Below are 19,883 nucleotides of genomic sequence, written 5' to 3' on the forward strand. Positions count from 1 at the left end.
AGATCTTACTGGACAACGTGGCCGTATCCGAATACGCTTAAGAATGATGAACCATGAATCGAGGTGCTCCTATTCAATGGATACTAAACCTGTCGAGCCGAAAGACGAGGCTGGCGTCGATCAGACGACCTGTCCGATTTGCCGGCAGCCCAATCAGTGCGCATACGCAGCGAAGCTCCCGGATGCAAATGAATGCTGGTGTATGAGGGAGAGCTTTCCGGATCGCGTCTTGAATAGCGTTCCCGCGGAATACACTGGAAGGACCTGCATCTGTAAATCCTGTCTTCAAGCAATCAATGCAGAAACCTCCCCGCAGCTTCCCGGATCCACGCCATGCTGTCCGTAAGCTGCCTCAAGCCTGACGCCAGCATCGGGACCTGCTCTTGCAGCACCGCGGCACTATCCGTGCCTTCATGGTACCGGCTCATGAAGTGGAGAAATACATCCACCATACGCAGCCGGATTAACACCGGGATCGCCTCGATCTCTTCCGGACTCAAGCGGATCCGGCTCCCGAATCCTTGGCAGAATCGGCTGATGGCCTCCCGCTCCTCCTCGAATCCAAGGAATCCGGAGATCGCCACCGCCGGCTCCATCACCCGGACATCCCGGGTGCAAAATTCAAAGTCCAGCAGCGCCGTAACCTTCTCGGGCTGACGGGGATCGACCAGCAAATTGGAGAAATTGAGGTCCCCGTGGACCAGCTGCTGCGGGAGCTTCCTCAGCTCTCCGAGTCTGCCGCAGATGTCGTCGTACGCATCAAGTAACCGCAGAAGCTCCTGGTGCAGATCGCGAAATGCCGGTTCCGGCTGCAAACAGAACGCCTCGATCGTTTCCCTCGTGCAAGCGGGATAGGACTGGAGCAGTTCATAATACGGCCGGTATGCGGGAGGACGGGGTATGTCAATCCGCCCCAATGCTTTCAATAGCTCTCCCGTCTTCTCCCCGAAGGAATAAGCCGCTTGGAGGCTGTTCCCTTCCGGTCGCTCTCCTTCAAGGAATCCAAACACCACCGCATATCGTTGGCTTCCGTCCGGGAGCTGCACGATCCGTTCCCCTGCTGCCGAGGGGATCGGCATCGGCGTGTCAAAGGAGAGCTTGCTCTGCCGCAGTGACTCCAGCACGGCAAGCTCGAATTCGATTTTGTCTTTGTCGCGGTGGGTGTTATAGATACGCAGCACGCAGCCGCGGTCTGCTTGATGGATGAAACGCGTCGTATTGTTCCAGCCGCCCGCGCCTTGACTGACCGTCCCGACCCACTCCGGCCAAAACTGTTGGATCAAACGTTCAATCATCACATGAGGTTCTTGCCTAATCTTTGAAAACACCCTTCACATTCCTTTCCTCCGGTGCTTACGTGAAAGCAGGCTTCTGCCCGGCAAATTGAATGACATGGGACAAGCCTTGATGCAGCGCTCCTTCGCTGCGATGAACCTCTCCCATAAAAAAATGAATGATTCTCCAATCCGCAAAGCTCCGCAAAAAATCCTCCGGCTCATACAGCATGTCCATCTCCTGTGGACCGCCGCTTTGATACGGAATCTGGTTCATCGAATACACTTCGGTTATGAAATACCCCCCCGGCTTCACCGCTTCTTTAACGCCGCGAAGGGTTCGCAGGCGCAGCGCCTTCGGAAAATGTCCGAATATGCACACGATCTGATCCCATTGATCCGGCGTCCACGCCGCATCCTCCAGATCCTGAAGACGGGCAGCAATCTTAACGCCCTTCTCCTTCGCAAGCTTATTCGCTTTGTTCAGCCCCGCTTCTGCGTAATCCCACACGGTTACATCGTGACCTTGCTCGGCCAGATATACCGCATTTCGACCTTCCCCTTCTGCAATCGCAAGTGTCTGGCCGGTTAATGAAAGCCGGTTCTGCATGTCGACCACAAAAGCGTTCGGCTCCGTTCCGTATACATATTCCTCTCCTTGGAAACGCTCGTTCCACGGATTCATCTCCTGCCACCCGCCTTCTTATTCGGATTCCATCGCTCTCATCTTGCCGCTTCAATGAAGGACTGCCCCCATCATATCCAAATTAGGAGCAAACCCTGCAGCTGCATCGGGTCATTTAGCTCGCCCTCCTCAGCGGTAAATCCGTTATTGCCATTATACTAAGATACAGCGGAGCTACAATATATCGAGCCAAATTTTAATAGCTGTCGCCAAAATGAGAATGGCCAAGATCAACTGCAGCACACGCGTATTCATTCGCTTTCCGGCGGAAGCGCCAAGCGGGGAAGCGATCAGGCTGGCAATGACCATAATGGCGGCCGGGCCGTAATCGACCTGCCCTGTCGCAAGCTTGCCTGCCGTTGACCCGATGGAGGAGATGAAGGTGATTGCGAGCGAAGTGGCAATCGTCATCCGCGTCGGAATTTTCAGGACGACCAGCATCAACGGCACGAGCAAAAACGCGCCTGCCGCCCCGACGATCCCTGCGCCGATACCGACCGCAAGGGCCAGTCCGGCTGCAAGCCATTTGTTGAACGTCACCTGATCCAGCGGAATTTCGTCCACTCCCCTCTTGGGGATCAGCATCATGACGGCAGCAAGCAATGCCAATATGCCGTACATGATATTGATGAAACTTTCGCTCATAAGGTTGGAACCGAAGCCTCCAATTAGGCTGCCAAGTAAAATCGCCGAACCCATATACAAGATTAAGGTTTTATTCAAATACCCGCCCTTCCGGTAAGCCCACACGCCCCCGATCGTGGCAAAAAACACCTGTACAGCACTAATGCCGGATACTTCGTGCGCCGTGAATGCCGCAAAGCCGAATAATGGCGGAATATACAGCAGCATCGGGTATTTGATGATGGAACCGCCGATGCCTACCATGCCCGAAATATAGGAACCGATAAAACCGATAAGGAATATCGCCAAGATGTAAGTTACAGTCCATTCCATGTTCTTGCCCCCTTGATTCTTTAAAAAAGGGAACCGTCATCCGGTTCCCTTTTCGCTTTTGCAATCAGGCATGACCGTTTACACGGTCATATTTCCATGCCCTTATTACCGAACCGCGCATCGGTTCGGCCCAATCTCCATGTCCCGCTGCTGCTCCGCATTCGGCTGCATCATTCCCATATTGGTCTGCCGGATCTCCAAGTAGGCGTTCGGCTGCTGCGGCAGGCTCTTCGTGACCAGCAATCTGAATTCCTCCTCATCCCGGATGTTCAGACCATGGTTTTCTTCAAACAGCTCGCCAAGCTTCTTCGCTACAGTCCCATCCGCGTTCAGCTCGTCCATGATCATGAAGTGAGCCGGCAGCACGACTAGCTCCCCGGACAGCTCCTTATATATGGAGTACAGCGTCTTCCTCAAATCTCCCGCCCAATCCTCCGCATGTCCAGCAAGGTCCGGACGGCCGATCGAATCGATGAACAGGATATCTCCGGTCAGCAAATATTGATCATCGATTAGGAATGAGGTAGAACCAGCCGTATGACCAGGGGTATGGAGCGCTTCGATCCGGATCACGCTGCTCCCAAGCAGAATCTCGTCTCCGTCTTCGAGCGGCTCATACTTGAATGCCGCCTCTCCGGCGTCCTTTGCAGGCAGCCAGTACTTTGCGCCTGCAGCCTCGGCGATGGCTCGCCCGCCCGAAATATGATCGGCATGCAGATGCGTATCCAAGACGTGCTTGATCTGCACATTCATTTTTGCAGCGAAATCAGTATATACCTCGGTCATCCGTGTCGCGTCGAACAAAGCGGCTTCATGGCCGGACACCAACATGTACGACAGGCACCCTTTGCCGATCCGAACGAACTGGTACAATTCGCCGCCTTCCTTCAAATCTCCGATTTTAAGCGGCATGAGAAGCTCGCTCCATCCTTTCATGCCTCCCTTCAAGTAAGCAGCGTTCCGTCCCTGCTCGGCCAGCAATTCGGCGACCATAACGGACGAGCCTTCCTTGGCGCAAACGACCACAATCTCTTCTTCTGCCGGAAGTTGCTCCAATATTTCCTCCACCCCGTCGATCAGCTCGTAATACGGAATGTTGAGATGCTTGAATCGTTCGCCCTCGATCTTCCAATCTGCAAAATCGGCGGGGTTGCGAACATCAAGAATGAATAACGGCTTCTTGCGAATTGCCTTCTCTGCCGCTTCCTGCGGAAGCATAGCTCTAATTGCCATCCTGTATCTTCCTCTCTATTGTTAGGTTTGGTTATTCATCAAGTTCCTCTATCGTTTTTGAATACCGAGGTGCGAGCTACCATTCCCGTCACTTATACCGGTTACTTCATCTGCCCATTGTCCAAGCCGGCCGTCTGCCCGCTCCAGCTGCTCATGCCGGGTACGACATTAACGACATGCGTAAAGCCGCTGTCTGCAAGCTTTTTTGAAGCCAAGTCGCTGCGGGCGCCCGACCGGCAGATTACATAGATCCTGTCATCCTTGTTCAGCTCGCCTAAATGGTACTCCAGCTCTCCGAGCGGAATCGAAACCGCGCTTGGAATGTGTCGGAAAGCATATTCGGCTGCCTCCCTCACGTCCAAGACGACAACGGACTCGCCGGAATCCAGCATTTTCTGCAGTTCAGCAGGTTCGCACACATTGGAATACATGAGCTCTCCTCCTTCCTCCTCGGACGATTTGCGAAGATAATGCTGCAGTACGCCATTTTCCTCCATCGTGCCCAAATACTGATGCCCGGCGCTTTCCGCCCAGGCTTTCAAATCGGCCTTGGATCCCGGATCCGTCGCCTCGACCTCGAGCACCTGGCCAGCTTGGAGATCCTTCATCGCTTTCTTCGTACGTACGATCGGCATTGGACATGCCAGCCCCTTCGCGTCCAGCTTCGCATCGGATTGTATTGTAGTCATTAAAGATCTAGCCTCCATTCGGATTTTCATATACCCTTAGGGGTATAATTTCGAATAAAAAAATGTTAATATGCATCTTATTTCATTAGAGAAAAACGGCTTTAATTCTCAGAACACTTTCGCAATTGCCACGGAACCTAATTCATTAAATAAACAAATTTACATTCCCATCCTGGGCATCTCCCAAATAGGCTGCCACTCCCGCGTATTCGATCCCGTCCATCAGCTCTTCCGCCTGCAGGCCGAGAAGATCCATCGTCATCGTGCAAGCAACCAGCTTGACATCCTGCTCCTGCGCCATCTCGATCAGCTGCGGCAGCGGAACCGCATTGTGCTTTTTGATGACATCCTTTATCATTTTAGGTCCCATGCCGGCAAAATTCATTTTCGACAGCCCCATTTTGTTGGCGCCTCTCGGCATCATTTTGGCAAACATTTTCTCCATGAACCCTTTTTTCTTAGGCAGCAGCACATCCTCATCCTTCCGCAGGGCGTTCAGCCCCCAAAAGGTGTGAAAGATGGTCACTTCATGGTCATACGCAGCCGCGCCATTAGCAATGATGTAGGCCGCCATCGCTTTATCATAATCCCCACTGAATAAGATAATGGTCGTTCGCTTCTGTTCGATCACGATATCTCTTCCTCCTTTTTATGTGATCTTCTACCCCTATGGGTATATTTATTGATACAAAAATCATCCTTTGCGGATCCAAAACTTCAACACGCCGTCCTCCTCACGGTGCTCGAGCAGTTCGTTCCCCATCGATTGGGCCCAGGCCGTCAAATCGCTCTTCACGCCCGGATCAGTAGCATGAATCTCGAGCACTTGTCCCTGCTCCATGTCTTTCATTGCCTTCTTCGTTTTAACGATTGGCATTGGGCATGCCAAGCCTTTGGCATCCAATACTTGATCAGCACGCATTCCAAAATTCCTCCTTCGTAGTTTCAACCATTTAATTTATACCCCCATGGGTATATAATATGATAAAACAAATGGACATCAACCCTTTGCGAATTCTGATCCCTGGGTCAAATGCCCTTTTAGATAGCCTGTGACGTTATCTGCTCTGGACGAGCAGATTCACCGCTTCAACCACTAGCTGCTCCGTATCCCGGCCTTTCTCCACAGCCTCTTTGACGCAGTCCACGAGGTTGGCGCTGACGATGACGCCGATCGCCCGGTCCATCGCTGCGCGCGTCGCCGATAGCTGCGTAATGACTTCCCTGCAATCCTTCCCTTCCTCCATCATCCTCAGAATGCCGCGGAGCTGGCCTTCGATCCGTTTTACCCGGTTCTTCATCTGATCATCGTATCTCACCCTCATACCTCCTCGGTTTATTCCATCCAAATTCAAGGATTAAGCCTAAGAATACGGATGTGGCACGCTTATAATATATACCCCACCGGGTATATAGTCAAGTTAGAAAAATGATCCAGGTCAGCCGAAGAAATAAAAAAAGCCCCGCGATAGGGGCTTAGCTCATATAGGGATGATAGCTAAATCAGTTTATGCGCATACCACTTTTTGCCGCGGAACCGCCATAGGAAGAGCGCGCCCCGCACGCCCCACTCGCAGTTCATGGCGAGCCAGACGCCGAGAATGCCCCAGCCGAGCACGATCCCCATGATGTAACCGAGGATGACCCGAAACAGCCACATGGTCATCATGGAGGTAATGGAAGTAAACCGTGAATCTCCCGCCGCCCGGAGTGCGGAGGGGAGTATGAAGCTGATCGACCACAGCGGGACCTGAATGATCACGTTGATCAGCATGACAACGAACAGTTCATGCACGATTTCCTGCGGCGGATTAAACAATCCGACGAGCGGATTGAACAGCGGGATCAGGATAAGTCCCATTACCGCCAGAGAGATGGCACCCAGCCATAGAAATGACCGGATGAACTTCCGGGCATCCGCAATATCCCCCCGGCCGATACATTGGCCGACTACCGTTACGATCGTCAGCGACAAGGCGCTCGCGGGTATTTGCGTCAGCATCGCGAGTGATCCGCCGATCGCATTCGTAGCGATCGCATAGGTGCCTAAGCTTACGATAAACACCTGCGTCAGCAGCTTTCCCCCGTTGAAGAACATCTGCTCTGCCGCGAACGGAAGGCCGATAAACATGATTTTGCGAAGCATCGACAATGGAAAATGAAACAAGTCCTTCAGCCGGATATGCAGCGTTGCGTCGACCTTGAATAAATAATACAGCGCGCAGGCCGCGCCCGCAAAACGGGCAATGTTAATGGCCAGGGTCATGCCGAAGACCCCCATATGCAGCAGCGTAATAAATAAAATATTCAGCACCACATACAGCAGATTCATAATCAGCGACAGCGCAAGCGAGGCCCGCGTCTTTCCGATGCCCCTGAGCGCTCCGCATACCGCCTGTACGACCGCAATTCCTAGAAAGGATGTTCCGCTGCCGATCAGGTAGATCCGGGCACTCTCCAATACCTCCGGCGAAGCGGAGCCGAACAGAAGCTGGAGTATCGGATTATGCAGCCCGATGATAAGCAGCGCGATCGCTAGTGCAATAAACGTCACCGAGGTGACCGTAGCCGCAGAAGCCCTGGACACCATCTGCCCATTGCCGCTGCCTTTATACTGTGCGACCACGACCGTACCTCCGGTAGCCACCGCTACGAATACGTTGATCAGAAAAATATTCAGCGCATCGACCATGTTGACGGCACTGACCGCCGCCACTCCCGAGGAACTGATCATCGCCGTGTTGACCAAGTTAAGGCCGATGATAAAAGCCTGGTCGATCAGAATCGGAAGCATGAGTGCAAAGATTTGCCGGTAGTCCATCGACTCTCCGGAAAAATGATTTTGTAGTAAACCGTTCATTCGGGTTCGTAGTCGAACCAACATCTGTCATCACATTCTTTTCGCTGTAGTACACGGTTCTTCCGCCATGAAAAAAACTCTTCGTAAGTGAAGAGCTTCTGGTTAACGGTATATTCGCTGCCGCCGTAACCGACCTCACAAGCCGGAGCAGGGCCCGCGGCAAGGGGGCAGATTCGGATCGTTTCGTTGTCTTCCCGGATAAACCCCGTGTTTGATTGGAGAATATCACCTGACCTCTACTCCTGTCAATGAGCCGGCTCCATAGTAATAGACCGTAAACCGCCGTATATGGGAGCTTCCCGCTATCACAATAATGCAAATGCCGGAAATGAAAGAAGATTGCCCGAAACGGTCCGCATCCGCTTACCGAAACAATTACCTGTGACGGTTGGTTAAGGAGGTTAAAGCGCTCCTTGTAATTCTCCTGCGCCCTTACCCTTTCTATCAATCAACATAGAATAAGAAATGATAGATTGGAAGGGAGGTCTTCGAAATGGAGACACAACCGTACCGGTACGAGGCAATTTTCAGCCTAGGGCATAACTGCCAGGTTGCCGCTCAGCTCAAGCGAAACGGTCTGCGGCGTCAGGCAGGTCCCTGGGATTGGTTCAATTTCGCATCGACCGCCGATTTTTGCGGCATGATCCGCAGACGGCTTGAAGGCTTTATGCAGCTCGAGCATTTGGAGATCTACGGCAAATCCGTAAACACCTACTATGTGCGCGATCGGCAGTCAACCTGTTTGTCATTTCACGATTTTAAAAATACGCCCGACCAGCCGCCGCTACACGACTATGCCGAATTTCGGGAACGGCTGGATCGAAGAATCGCACGGTTTAATGATTGCCTGGCATCCGGCCAAAGCGTTCTTCTCGTGCGGATCATTCAACATCAGCAGGATGCCGAAGCCATCTATGCCTCCATCCATGAAACGTATGCCAATCCCCATATTTCCATGCTATTTATTCTTCATGGAGAAGACTCGGACATCGTGGAGCTGCCTTCGTTCGCTGAAGATGCCAGGCTTGTTCGCATCCCGAAAGGCAGGACGTGGGAAGGCGATACGGAAGCATGGGCAGCGATTCTGTCAAAGATTCGACTCGCTTAAACTTTTTAAAGAATTTACCATAGACATGATTGACAAATATAGGTTATATATTGTATATTTTACTAAACTAATTCTGGATTCTTACGAAGGAAGCACCCGTAAGCCAGGCATTGACGCCTGCTGCCCGGGTGCTTTTTTGCGTTGTTACCCGGACTTCGTATGAGCTTACGAGCGGCTTTTCGGAACGAATCCAATGGATGGAAGGGGCATTACTGTCATGATGAAGAAAATGTTCATGATCTATCTTGCGATGCAATTGATAATTGGTCTAGTGCCGGTCCGGGAGGCCGCGGCCGCAGCGATCGAATTCACGGATGCGATCAACCATCAGCTAAGCGAAACCGCAGGCCGTGCCGGCGGGTCGGGCGGTACCAGGCTGCTCAAGCAGTATGATACGTTTAAAGCCGAACGGAAAGAGACCATGGAATGGGATGATAAAATCGCTTCGCTGCATTATGCCAACGAAGCCAAGGCTTCGGAAGTGCGCAGAAGGATCAGCGATCTGGATAAAGACAAGATCCGCAATCTGGAGGAACAGCTGAATGCGGCGAAGCGTAAATATCAGCCTTTATTCGACAGCTACACGGCGCTAAACAGGCAGGTTGCGGCAGCCAAGAAATTGAAGGACAAGACGTTATCCAAGATGCTGCAGACGCAGGCTAACAGCATGAAGCTGCTGGTGAATATTGGGAGGCAGGATATCAAGCAGAAGCAAGCGGCGCTGACGGCAGCCAAGAAGGAACGTACCGGCAAGGCGGCCAAAGTGCGGTCCGTGCTATCCGGGATCGAGCCGTATAAGAGCAAAATCAAAAGCGACAAGAGTGCGATCTCGACCCCGAACAAGCTGTTGAACACCGAATGGAAGAACTTTAAAGCCGCCGTAAAGTCGCAGGATCCGTCACGGACATCGGATACCTTGGCACGGATGCTCACCCTCTCCGGCCAAATTCTGGCGAAGAAGAAGAGCGTTTTCCAACACGAACAGCGGATCGAAACGATAATCCGGCAGGCTAATGGTCACATCAAATAACGGCATCCCTGTCTATGGGCTAGTGACGAATCAAGCTTGAAAAGTATCGACACAACTTCAATAGGAAAGTATGGACACGATTCGAATGAGGATCGGCTCGACTCCCATTGGAGAGTAGCGGCCACAATAAATCATCCTCTGCCGGACGGCAGAGGATGATCGTTATCCTATCCAACTGTATGCCAAGCACCTCAGGATGCCTTCTACTGTGCCGCCGATTGAAGCGGATGATGGAAGCTTGCCAGTCTCGTCTGATCTAGAAGCGGATAGTCGTACAGCATGCCTTCATACACTACCTCCATCGAGGGGTGCAGCAGAAAATCATGCGGCGTCACCAGCGTGGACGAACGGTCCCACAGGCGAATCCCGCTCTGGCGCAACGTCTCGGCAACGAATTGAGAGCAGAAGTAGGACCGCTCTCTCGTAATATCCAGCCTCATTAGAACACCGAACAATCCGATCAGATTATACCGGTAGGCGTCCTCCTCGTCTTTATAGCGCTGGATCACCGCGCGGACCTGATCATATTGCTCCTGAGTCACCTCAAAGCGCAATAACGCGCATCGCGTACCCGGAAAATGGCTGAAGGTTCCTTCATATACGTCTTCCTCCACAAAGCCTCCCACCCAAGGATTATCGGCACATTTCCGGCCGAAGCTGAACACCTCATTAAGCTGGCCATCCAATGCAATGGAAGCGTGGTTATACGGCGCAGCCGTAATTCGCTTGATCAGCCTCGTAAACATCGTTCCCGTATCGGTTAGCAATATATATAAGTTCTTTGTATCGGACATTGGTCTTTCCCCCGTTTAACTTGATCATCGGTCAGGATTTCGTCAAATCCCTCGTTAACTCCATTGTAATCCGGTTAAACCAAAGCCAAAACCGACTCTAGAAGTGATTAGAACCTGGACCTAAGTCGGGCTCGTTCCCGTACGTGGGAACAGGACGACCAGACTATCCTCCGTGCAAGCGCCGGTAGGAAGACGGCGTCATCCCTTCATGCTCCATAAACCGCTTATTAAAGTAGCTGACGCTCGGATATCCAGCCTCAACGGCAATTTGTCCGATCGTCTTGTCCTTGTGTTCCAGCAGCCATTGCTTGGCCATTTGCAGGCGGCACCTGGTGACGAATTCCATCGGCGTCATTTCCATGACGTTTCGAAAGAGCTTACAGAAGTAATAGGTGCTTACCCCGATCCTTGATGCCCATTCCTCCAGTATAAACGGCTTGGCGGCTTCCTGCTGAATGATCGGCAGCAATTCGAGAATACGGCTGCCCGAGTTGCTGGATTTATGGTCAGAGAGCGCGGATGCCTGCTCCACGAAGACCGTCAGCAGCGAATAGGTTAGCGTCGACAGCTGGGCCGGGTTCAGCATCCGATGCCTCTCCGCCTCCTTTAACAGCGTTTCATGCGCCTCCTCAAATGCAGCAGGCTGACGGACACTCCACAGCGGACTGCGATGAAATTCCCGTTCGATCAAATAATTTTGCAGCCCGCTCCCGTAAAAATGGAACCAGCGGACGTCCCATGGGTCATCTTCGCTGCTGTAATAACGCTGTGCCTGCATGGGGAAATACAGGACGGCTTCGCCGGGCCCCAGCGTATGCACTTGCTGATCGATTTCCACATACCCCGTACCGGAAGCGACGTAATGAATGTTGAAATTGTTCAGTGCCCCGGCAGCCCGCGTAACCGAGTGCTCCGGCTCCTCCCGGTAAATGCCCACCGATTCGGGAAAGCAGAAGAACGGCATCTCCGGCAGGGTCAGCAAGTGGATTTGGCGTTTCATTCCTAGGTCTCCTCGATGACAATATTGTTTTAATCCAATACAAAATAATATTATATTAATTTTAATTATTCTCTCTTATAATCGCAATATAATCTTACTCAAGTAACGAAGGAGGAACTGATGAAGATGAGCAAGAAACTACGGTGGGGCATTTTGGGCTGCGCCAGCATCGCCAAGCGTGCGGTCATTCCCGGACTCCAGCAATCCCGTCGCAATGAAGTTGCAGCCATCGCGAGCCGGCAGGAGGATAAAGCAAGGCAACTCGCCGAAGAGCTTAACATAAATATCTCGTATGGAAGCTATGAAGCCCTGCTCGAGGATCCTAACATTGATGCGGTCTACATTCCCCTTCCTAACCATTTACATAAAGAATGGAGCATCCGAGCGGCCGAAGCCGGAAAGCATGTGCTCTGCGAGAAGCCGATCGCGCTGACGGAGGCCGAAGCCGCCGAGATGGCTGATGCCGCAGCGAAGGCCGGCGTGATTCTGGCCGAAGCGTTCATGTACCGTTACCACCCGCGGTACGATATCTTGAAGGAATATATCGCATCCGGAGCGATCGGCGAGATCCGAGGCATCCGCAGCGCCTTCACCTTTAACAGCTCGGCCAACCAAGGCAACGTCCGGTTCCGTAAGGACTGGGGCGGCGGTTCCATTTATGACGTCGGCTGTTACCCGATTAACGCAGCCCGGATTTTGCTCGATAAAGAGCCTGAAGCCGTTACCGTCCAGGCCTTCTTCTCGCCGGAGCATGATCATGTCGACATGATGGCATCCGGACTGGTCGAATTTGAAGGTGCCGTATCGCTGACCTTTGACTGCGGCATGTGGGCCGCCTACCGTAATCCGCTTGAAATCGTGGGGACCGAAGGGCTAATCGAGGTGCCGTATGCATACAGCCTGCCCGAGAACGGGGCCAATTTCTTCTTGACGACCGGTGAAGGCCGGAAGGAAATCGAGGTTCCTTCCGCCAACGCATACAGCGAGCAGGGTGACCGTATCGCCGAAGCGGTACTGGACGGCAAGCCGCTCCGATACACAACAGAAGATGCCGTCCGTAATATGAGGGTCATTGACGCATGTCTGAAATCCGCCCATGAGCGGTCAAGAATCGTACTGTGACATTTTTAAAGGAGGTATGAACATGAAGTATATTTCAATCAAGGGATTGAACAAACCCGTCTCCGTGCTGATGAAAGGATCGGACTACTTCTACCATGATTCCTACGAGCGGGCAGCTGCCAATCTGGACGCATTTCTGGCCATCGGTGGCAATTCGATCGATACGGCCCATATTTATTGCGGCGGCCAAAGCGAGGAAGTGATCGGTCGTTATATGCAGGAGCGTGGCAACCGGGAGCAGCTTGTTATTCTGACCAAGGGCGCTCACCACGACCAGAACGGACCGCGCGTGACCCGGAAGGATATCAAGAATGACATCACCGACAGCCTGCAGCGGCTGCAGACCGACTATATCGATCTGTACGCACTGCATCGCGACGATCCGAATGTTCCGGCTGGCGAGGTAGTGGAGGCGCTCAACGAATATATCGAATCCGGAACCGTGAAAGCGATCGGCGTGTCCAACTGGACCTGGGAACGGATCCGGGAGGCAAATCAATATGCGGAAGCGAACGGACTCGTCGGCTTCTCCTTCAGCAGTCCGAATTTGAGCCTTGCGAAACCGAATGAGCCTTTCTGGAAAGGCTGCGTATCTGCGGATGCAGAGACATGCGCATGGCATGAAGCCGAGCAATTCCCGCTATTGTCCTGGTCGTCGCAGGCCAGAGGATTTTTCACGGGGCGATTCACTCCCGAGGTGCGGGACAACGCAGATCTGGTCCGTGTGTTCTATAGCGATGCCAACTGGGAGCGGCTCGAGCGGGCCAAGAAGCTTGCCGAAGCCAAGCAGGTTACGACGATTCAGATCGCACTCGCTTATGTCCTGAATCAGCCCTTCCCGACCTGCGCGCTGATCGGCGCCCAAAACGCGGAAGAACTAAAATCCTGTGATGAGGGAGCGAAGATCAAGCTGACGCGGGAAGAATTGGATTGGCTTGATCTTACGAGCGAACAACTCCCTCTATCGTTAAGCTGATCGACCGGATGGATGAAGGGCAGCAGGAGGTTTTCGAACGCTGCAGACCTGAGCCTCCCTCGCAGCACACATAATTCTGCTGAGCATAAATTTTTTTTAAAAAAAAGCATCCGAACTTTGGAGAACCCCTCCATTCGGGTGCTTTTTCCTTGCCGGCCGGCTGCTTATCTCCTATTTCGATATCCGCGATCGGAGTATGGCCTGTCAGCGCCTAAATCCCGTCAGCATCGTTTCAATAATCCGCATCGAATCATCAGCTGCCTGAGCCGTATCCTCCGCTTCCGCCACCCACAACGAGCATTCATTCATTGCGCCAGATAACGCATGGGTCATCGCATCGACGGGCAGCTGTTTCATCTCCCCCTTCTGCTGCATCCCATCCAGCTGTTCCCGCAGATGACGCATCGAATGGATTTCGTCCATCTGGCGCCAAGTCTCCCAGCCGGCGACTGCCGGACCATCGATCAGCATGATCCGCATGTTCTGCGGTTCTACCGCCGCGGCGATAAAAGCCCGGCAGCCCAGCAGAAGCTGCTCCCAGGGTTCGCTTGAACGGCCCGCCTCCGAGGCGACGCGTTCTGAAACTTCGCGCTGTACGAGATCCAGGACGGCGAGAAACAGCCCTTTTTTATTCTTAAAATGATGATAGAGCGCGCCCCGGGTTACTTGGGCGATATCCGCGACCATCTCCAGTGCGGTGTCTGCATAGCCTTTGTCCGCGAACTCTTCTCTTGCAACCTGCAGCAGACGTTCCATCGTCTCCTGCGCTTCCGTCTTGCTTCTTTTCATCGTAAATGCCTCTCTTCAAATCTTCATTCTATGTTGTAAATATAGCAGAAGAGAAAAGCTCGTGCATGCTCTTCATTTCGCTGCCCTTCATCCATGATCTGCACGCATGCCGGACGATCCAAGGAAAATGCTCCCCGCCGCTGTGCTGTCGCTCCGCCAGCCAAGTAATGACGAAATCCCGGTAATCCTTGCTTAGGTCGTGCAGATGATTGGCCACGGATTTTCTGACATACAACGATGGATCATTCAGCAGCGGCTCGATCAAAGCAAGGTGATGCGAAGGATCCCCCTTTATAACCGGAATCCGCTTAGCCCAAGGGAGACGGGGACGTGTCCCCTCGCTGACGAGTCGGCGGACATGCAGGCTGGAATCCGTTCTCCACGCTTTCAATCGTTCAAGGCACTGATCCTCATACTTCAGCAAATAAGGGCGGATGGCATACTCCGAAGTATGCCGCTTCGTGATTTCATATAAGGCATGCATGGACAGGTCAAAATGCTGAAGTCCGTAACGCTCGACATAGTACGCAACCGGCATTAAAAAATAGCCGTTCGTGAACATGCCCTGCTCGGTTTCATTTTCCGGGCCGAGGATGTCAAGCAGCACTTCCAAACTGCCCTCATACGGCATGGCCAACGCTTGATGAAGCTCGGCCGCGATCATCGCAACTCTCCCTTTGAGCTCAAGGGATTCGGATTGCCGGGTTACGGCCTCCACGAAGGAGTCGACAGGAAACCGGGCCACGAGCGGCTGAATCAAATCCGATAGGGTCAGGGCAAGCTCCCTCCCGAAATAATTCTTTAAGGGCTGGGAATGTGTCATTGGACGGCCTTGGGTTCCGGATCGGTCCATACGTCTTCCTTGTAATTGTCCGCAAAGGCCTCGGATGGCGGAATAATCTGGATCATGTCGATCAGCACGCCGCTCGGATCGCTTGTGATGAAATGCCTTTGGCCAAACGCCTCGTCGCGAATGTCCAAATGAAGCGGGAGACCCTCTTGCTTGATCAGCCGGTCGTATTCAGCGTCGACATTGTCCACCTCAAAATTGAGAATCAATCCCTGCACCTCTCTCTGAAAAGCAGCCGGCACCGTTTCATGATTCCAAGACAATACGGCGAGCTCATACAGCTTGTCCGGTCCGGCATTTCTTTTCAAGCTTATGTACCAGTCCGCTTCAAAGACAACCTCAAAGCCAAATAAACGGGTATAAAAATCCTTACTCTCCTCCATGTGCCCGGACATAATAACCGGGTAAAAGCCTTGTACGTTCACTGGATCAACAACTCCTTATTCATGATTGGCTTAAATCTAACATACATACAGCATGTATGTAAATAGCTGAAATTATTTTTTCCGCTCCCTTCAAAAAATCGACGCTAGATGGAGGAGAAGCTGCGTGAACCAACGGCAGTTTTCTCGTATTTTTCGTCAATGCCATTATTCACTGACACGCGGGGTGCCGATCTTCATCGCTCTATCAAATAAGGGGTGCACCTGGTCCAAGAACCTTCAGGAGCACCCCGCGCACTAATGAATAATTACCACAGCAGGCTGACGGCCAGCAGGTCAAACAGTGCGAGCGGCAGGATAACGTTGCTGTAATACGGATTGTACGGATACGGCGCAAACGGCGGTCTCGGATATGGATAGCCGGGATAAAAGCCTCTGCTTCCTTCCTGCTCGATCTGGATATATACGTATTTGGCGTCTACATTGATGATGACCCCCTCGAAGACTTCATCATCCAGCGTCTCTACGCGAACTTTGTGCTTCATCGCCTTTTTCAAGGCAGCATGGGCGTTCTCCTTATGCTTTTTCATGGAATGGGCCATATGATGATCGCATTGAAACAGCATTTGTTGTTGAGATGGATATGTGTTCATGAAACTTCCTCCTTCGTTATCTTCTACCCTGCATAGTATGCAATTATCCCGCATAGGGTGTTAGCCTACAACTGAAAAGCAGTTTAAACGCAGAATGATACGGGTATAGTACAACCAAACAAGGAGGTTACGAATTGTATAAGCACACATATGCGGGATTATCACAAGACGCAGGAGCTGTTTTCTGAAGGGCGGAAACCGGAGGTTCCCATAAAAATGTGTCAATACCCGCTAAAGGCGAGCATGTTCGGTACCATCCTACATATTTGCACCAAACCTCGTACGCGCAGGGCTTACCGGTAAGCTCTTTCGCATAAGTTTTGTCATGTTGATTTGTATCCTTTTATCTATTGCTAGAACAATGAACGATCCACTATGATCAAGTGGTAGAGCATTTCTCAGGGAGGCAGCCTATGATATGAGGAATTTTACGGAAGATTGGTTCTGGGAACCCATGTTTAACAAACTGCCTGTCGGGGCGGTTTTGATATCCTTAAAGACAGAGCAGATTGTGATGATGAACGAACGCTTCTGCGAAATCCTTGGATCCACGCGTTCCGAGCTGCTGACGCGAAAGCCTCGCGAGCTCCTGGTTCTGAAGGGCCTCTCCCAAAAAGCTTTGCAGCGAATTGAAAGCTATGATGTCGCCAATGGACTTCAGGAGAAGATTTCATTTCAGTCCGCGGATGGACGGGCAATGTCCATAACCGCGGAGTTCTCTCTCTTGGCGTCACCGGCAAACGGGAAAGAACCGCTCATCCTGTGCTGCATTGACCGAGCGGAGATCAAGGAAGCCCCCTTGCCGATGATCCGTCAGGAGGAGCTGCTTGCGCTCATCCTGAAGAGCGGACAAGATCTCATCTCGATCAGCAATGCCGATGGAATCATTGAATACATCTCCCCTTCCGCAACCCACTTGTTAGGATATCGTCAGGAAGAGATGGTTGGCAGGCATCGCGCCGAGTTTTACCATTCGGCCGACTCCGAAGAAATGAAACAGCCCGGAAAGCTGTTCTCGGATAGCGAAATATTCAATAGGCGTATCCGCCATAAAGACGGACACTATCTATGGTTTGAAACCTCCTTCCACGTCATCCGGGGGGCCGAAGGTCAAATAACAAAGGTGCTGGCGATCGCACGCAATATTACCAAGCGCAAAATCGATGAAGACACGCTCGCCCGTGCCCAGCGGATCGCCAAAATCGGTTCCTGGAGATGGGATCTTGTGACCCGGACATTATCCTTCAGTGAAGAAATACGCCGAATTTACGGCTACCAACTGGAGCCGGTTGAGCGTGATCATAAATCCCTTCTTTCCGCGGTTGTCACCGAAGACCGCAAACGTCTCCGGCGTGCGATCCTGTCGGCAATCAAGGGACAGCCCGACGAGATTATTTACAGGATTCAGGTTGAAGGTGGCACCATTCGTACGCTCCGGGCACAGTGGGAAGTATCGGCCCGAAGCGAAGGCAAACCGATCGAACTGGTCGGAATGGCCCAGGATATTACCGAAGAATCACTGATCGCGCAGCAATTGGTTGAGAACGAGAAGAAATACAGGCTGATCACGGAAAATTCGCTGGATTTCATATCGCGGAATACGATTGACGACTGTACCTTTCTATATTGCTCGCCTTCCTGTTATTCGCTCCTCGGTTATAGTCCTGAAGAGCTTGTGGGGACCAGTGCATTCGATTACGTATATCCGGAGGACATCGGGCCGCTCAAAGCGTATTTGCAGCGAACCTTAGACGAGACCTCCCTTACCCCGATCACCTTCCGTTACTTACATAAAGACGGCAGGCACATTTGGTTCGAAGTGAACTGCAAGTTCATTACGGGACAGGACGGGCATCGTGAAATCATCTCCATCGCCCGCGATATATCCGAACGGAAGCGTATCGAATTCAAGCTGAAGGAAAGCGAGCAGCGGTACCGATCGCTGTTCGAGTACAATCCGCTTGCCGTCTACTCCATGAATCTGGAAGGCGAGTATTTGACGGCCAATCCGAATTTGCAGAAATTAACCGGTTATTCGCTGGACGAGCTTGTCGGCATGTATTACGGTCCCATCGTGGCGGATAAGGATCTGCCGCGGACGCAGTACCATTTTAACCAAGCGAAGGAAGGAAACCCGCAGAGCTATGACCTGTCGATCATTCACAAGGATGGTCATCCGATCGAAATCAATACCGTTAACATTCCGATCATCGTAGATGAAGAAGTTGTCGGCGTTTATGGAATTACCCGGGACATTACGGAGCGCAACCGTTCGATGGAGGAGATCAAGAAGCTGAGTCGCGAGCTCACGCTGCTGCTGAACACGGTGTCCGAAGGCATTATCGGGCTGGACATTAACGGCAAAGTCGCCTTCATCAATCCGGCCGGTGCGTCCATGCTGGGGGAAGATGCGGGTGATGTCATCGGCAGATCCTGCGATCAAATCATCAGGGAGATTCGGCATGACGGCAGCTTTTACCGCGGGAGGAACTCCCCGCTTGAGATGGCTCTCTTGCAAGGAACGCCTCTCCTTCGAACCGAAATCGTGCTGTGGCGGCGCGATGGAACCAGCTTCCTGGCCAATTACCAAGTCAATCCGATTTGGGATCGGGGCGAGCGCAAAGGTGCCGTGATGGTATTCCGCGATATTACCGATGAGAAAGAGATCATACGCGCCAAAGAATCGGCTGAGCGGGCAGATCAGGCCAAGACGGAATTTTTGACGATGATGAGCCATGAGCTTCGTACGCCGATGAACGGCATAATGGGGATGATCGATCTCCTAAAGACGACCGACCTCGATGAAGAACAGGCAAATTATACGGACATTCTTAAGGAGAGCGGTGAATCGCTCCTGCATATTTTGAACGATATCCTCGATTTTAGCCGGATCGAGACCGGTAAAATGTCGATTGGCGAGGAACCGATCGATGTCCGCAGCCTGCTGGGAAGCGTCGTAGACTTGTTCAATGCCAAAGCCAGCGAGAAAGGACTAACCCTTTCATGGAGCGTGAACGAAGACAGCGTCCCTGATGTCATTGTTGCGGATCCTTTGCGGCTGCGACAGGTGCTCGTCAATTTGATCAGCAATGCCATCAAATTTACGGAGCAAGGCAGCGTGACGCTGACTGCCGACGCCGTCCGGCGCATCGGCACCCGTGAGCTTACGCTGACGATTCGAGTTACGGATACCGGGATCGGCATTCCGGCCGACCGTCAGCATCAGCTGTTCCTCTCCTTCACACAGCTCCATCCATCGTTAAACCGCAAGTACGGCGGCACCGGGCTGGGACTCGCGATCAGCAAGAAGCTTGTCGAGCTCATGGGCGGTATCATCGGGGTAGACAGCCGGGAATTCGGCGGCTCCACGTTCTATTTCTCCATACCGACACGGGCCGTAGAGCCAAAGGACACGTCCCTCACTCCCGTTGAGGAAGCATATGAATAAAAAGGAGAACCGATTGGCATGAGACGCGCCTT

At 52.3% G+C, this 19,883-nt stretch carries 21 protein-coding genes; 6 read left to right on the plus strand and 15 right to left on the minus strand.

Annotated elements, in window-relative coordinates; translation table 11 throughout:
* Positions 1-76 precede the first annotated feature (76 nt).
* A complete protein-coding gene (locus NST44_RS24325; protein ID WP_340900815.1) occupies positions 77-346 on the plus strand; it encodes a cysteine-rich CWC family protein in 270 nt (89 codons plus the stop codon).
* On the opposite strand, the gene NST44_RS24330 is transcribed toward NST44_RS24325, so the two are convergent.
* The 9 genes from NST44_RS24330 to NST44_RS24370 form a co-directional block, all read right to left on the minus strand.
* Positions 294-1,295: a phosphotransferase gene (locus tag NST44_RS24330; protein ID WP_340900819.1), complete on the minus strand. Its 1,002-nt coding sequence runs from the start codon at positions 1,293-1,295 to the stop codon at positions 294-296. The genes NST44_RS24325 and NST44_RS24330 overlap by 53 nt on opposite strands.
* 58 nt (positions 1,296-1,353) lie before the next feature.
* The gene (locus NST44_RS24335; RefSeq protein WP_340900821.1) at positions 1,354-1,959 is read right to left on the minus strand and encodes a methyltransferase domain-containing protein; all 606 of its coding nucleotides are present in this window, start codon (positions 1,957-1,959) and stop codon (positions 1,354-1,356) included.
* Between the two features lie 174 nt (positions 1,960-2,133).
* Positions 2,134-2,916, minus strand: coding sequence for a sulfite exporter TauE/SafE family protein (locus tag NST44_RS24340; RefSeq protein ID WP_007129933.1), 783 nt, complete (start codon positions 2,914-2,916; stop codon positions 2,134-2,136).
* A gap of 105 nt (positions 2,917-3,021) precedes the next feature.
* Positions 3,022-4,149 (minus strand): MBL fold metallo-hydrolase, encoded by a 1,128-nt coding sequence (locus tag NST44_RS24345; RefSeq protein ID WP_007129932.1) that lies wholly within the window; start codon positions 4,147-4,149, stop codon positions 3,022-3,024.
* Between the two features lie 101 nt (positions 4,150-4,250).
* Positions 4,251-4,838, minus strand: coding sequence for a sulfurtransferase TusA family protein (locus NST44_RS24350; RefSeq protein WP_007129931.1), 588 nt, complete (start codon positions 4,836-4,838; stop codon positions 4,251-4,253).
* Positions 4,839-4,983: 145 nt separating this feature from the next.
* On the minus strand, positions 4,984-5,469 hold the full coding sequence (locus NST44_RS24355) for a DsrE/DsrF/DrsH-like family protein (RefSeq protein WP_007129930.1): 486 nt from the start codon (positions 5,467-5,469) through the stop codon (positions 4,984-4,986).
* A gap of 63 nt (positions 5,470-5,532) precedes the next feature.
* Positions 5,533-5,760 (minus strand): sulfurtransferase TusA family protein, encoded by a 228-nt coding sequence (locus NST44_RS24360; protein WP_007129929.1) that lies wholly within the window; start codon positions 5,758-5,760, stop codon positions 5,533-5,535.
* A gap of 136 nt (positions 5,761-5,896) precedes the next feature.
* Entirely contained in the window at positions 5,897-6,157 is a 261-nt protein-coding gene (locus NST44_RS24365) for a metal-sensitive transcriptional regulator (RefSeq protein WP_007129928.1), read from the minus strand.
* Positions 6,158-6,336: 179 nt separating this feature from the next.
* Positions 6,337-7,722 (minus strand): MATE family efflux transporter, encoded by a 1,386-nt coding sequence (locus tag NST44_RS24370; RefSeq protein ID WP_040738595.1) that lies wholly within the window; start codon positions 7,720-7,722, stop codon positions 6,337-6,339.
* 469 nt (positions 7,723-8,191) lie between these two features.
* Between NST44_RS24370 and NST44_RS24375 the strand changes: the two genes are divergently transcribed.
* Positions 8,192-8,806: a DUF1796 family putative cysteine peptidase gene (locus tag NST44_RS24375; protein WP_007129926.1), complete on the plus strand. Its 615-nt coding sequence runs from the start codon at positions 8,192-8,194 to the stop codon at positions 8,804-8,806.
* 217 nt (positions 8,807-9,023) lie between these two features.
* Positions 9,024-9,836: a hypothetical protein gene (locus tag NST44_RS24380; RefSeq protein ID WP_007129925.1), complete on the plus strand. Its 813-nt coding sequence runs from the start codon at positions 9,024-9,026 to the stop codon at positions 9,834-9,836.
* A gap of 203 nt (positions 9,837-10,039) precedes the next feature.
* Here NST44_RS24380 and NST44_RS24385 read toward each other — a convergent pair whose 3' ends face one another.
* Positions 10,040-10,630 carry a hypothetical protein gene (locus NST44_RS24385; RefSeq protein WP_007129924.1) on the minus strand — a complete coding sequence of 197 codons (591 nt, stop codon included), beginning with the start codon at positions 10,628-10,630 and terminating at the stop codon, positions 10,040-10,042.
* 163 nt (positions 10,631-10,793) lie between these two features.
* Positions 10,794-11,630 (minus strand): helix-turn-helix transcriptional regulator, encoded by an 837-nt coding sequence (locus NST44_RS24390; RefSeq protein ID WP_007129923.1) that lies wholly within the window; start codon positions 11,628-11,630, stop codon positions 10,794-10,796.
* Between the two features lie 126 nt (positions 11,631-11,756).
* On the opposite strand from NST44_RS24390, the gene NST44_RS24395 reads away from it, so the two are divergent.
* Both NST44_RS24395 and NST44_RS24400 read left to right on the plus strand, forming a co-directional pair.
* A complete protein-coding gene (locus NST44_RS24395) occupies positions 11,757-12,752 on the plus strand; it encodes a Gfo/Idh/MocA family protein (RefSeq protein ID WP_040738639.1) in 996 nt (331 codons plus the stop codon).
* A gap of 22 nt (positions 12,753-12,774) precedes the next feature.
* The gene (locus tag NST44_RS24400; RefSeq protein ID WP_007129921.1) at positions 12,775-13,728 is read left to right on the plus strand and encodes an aldo/keto reductase; all 954 of its coding nucleotides are present in this window, start codon (positions 12,775-12,777) and stop codon (positions 13,726-13,728) included.
* A gap of 204 nt (positions 13,729-13,932) precedes the next feature.
* On the opposite strand, the gene NST44_RS24405 is transcribed toward NST44_RS24400, so the two are convergent.
* The 4 genes from NST44_RS24405 to NST44_RS24420 all read right to left on the minus strand — a co-directional run bounded on the left by NST44_RS24405 (position 13,933) and on the right by NST44_RS24420 (position 16,403).
* Positions 13,933-14,517, minus strand: a complete 585-nt coding sequence (locus NST44_RS24405) for a TetR/AcrR family transcriptional regulator (RefSeq protein WP_007129920.1) — start codon at positions 14,515-14,517, stop codon at positions 13,933-13,935.
* Between the two features lie 28 nt (positions 14,518-14,545).
* Positions 14,546-15,370, minus strand: coding sequence for a DNA alkylation repair protein (locus NST44_RS24410; RefSeq protein ID WP_232239199.1), 825 nt, complete (start codon positions 15,368-15,370; stop codon positions 14,546-14,548).
* Positions 15,337-15,792, minus strand: coding sequence for a VOC family protein (locus tag NST44_RS24415; RefSeq protein ID WP_007129918.1), 456 nt, complete (start codon positions 15,790-15,792; stop codon positions 15,337-15,339). Before NST44_RS24415 ends, NST44_RS24410 begins: the two co-directional genes overlap by 34 nt.
* 266 nt (positions 15,793-16,058) lie before the next feature.
* Complete coding sequence (locus NST44_RS24420; RefSeq protein ID WP_007129917.1) at positions 16,059-16,403, minus strand: hypothetical protein; 345 nt, start codon at positions 16,401-16,403, stop codon at positions 16,059-16,061.
* A gap of 418 nt (positions 16,404-16,821) precedes the next feature.
* Between NST44_RS24420 and NST44_RS24425 the strand changes: the two genes are divergently transcribed.
* On the plus strand, positions 16,822-19,851 hold the full coding sequence (locus tag NST44_RS24425; RefSeq protein WP_007129916.1) for a PAS domain-containing protein: 3,030 nt from the start codon (positions 16,822-16,824) through the stop codon (positions 19,849-19,851).
* Positions 19,852-19,883 lie beyond the last annotated feature (32 nt).

This window comes from Paenibacillus sp. FSL W8-0919, assembly GCF_038003785.1.
Taxonomy (GTDB): domain Bacteria; phylum Bacillota; class Bacilli; order Paenibacillales; family Paenibacillaceae; genus Paenibacillus_AQ; species Paenibacillus_AQ lactis.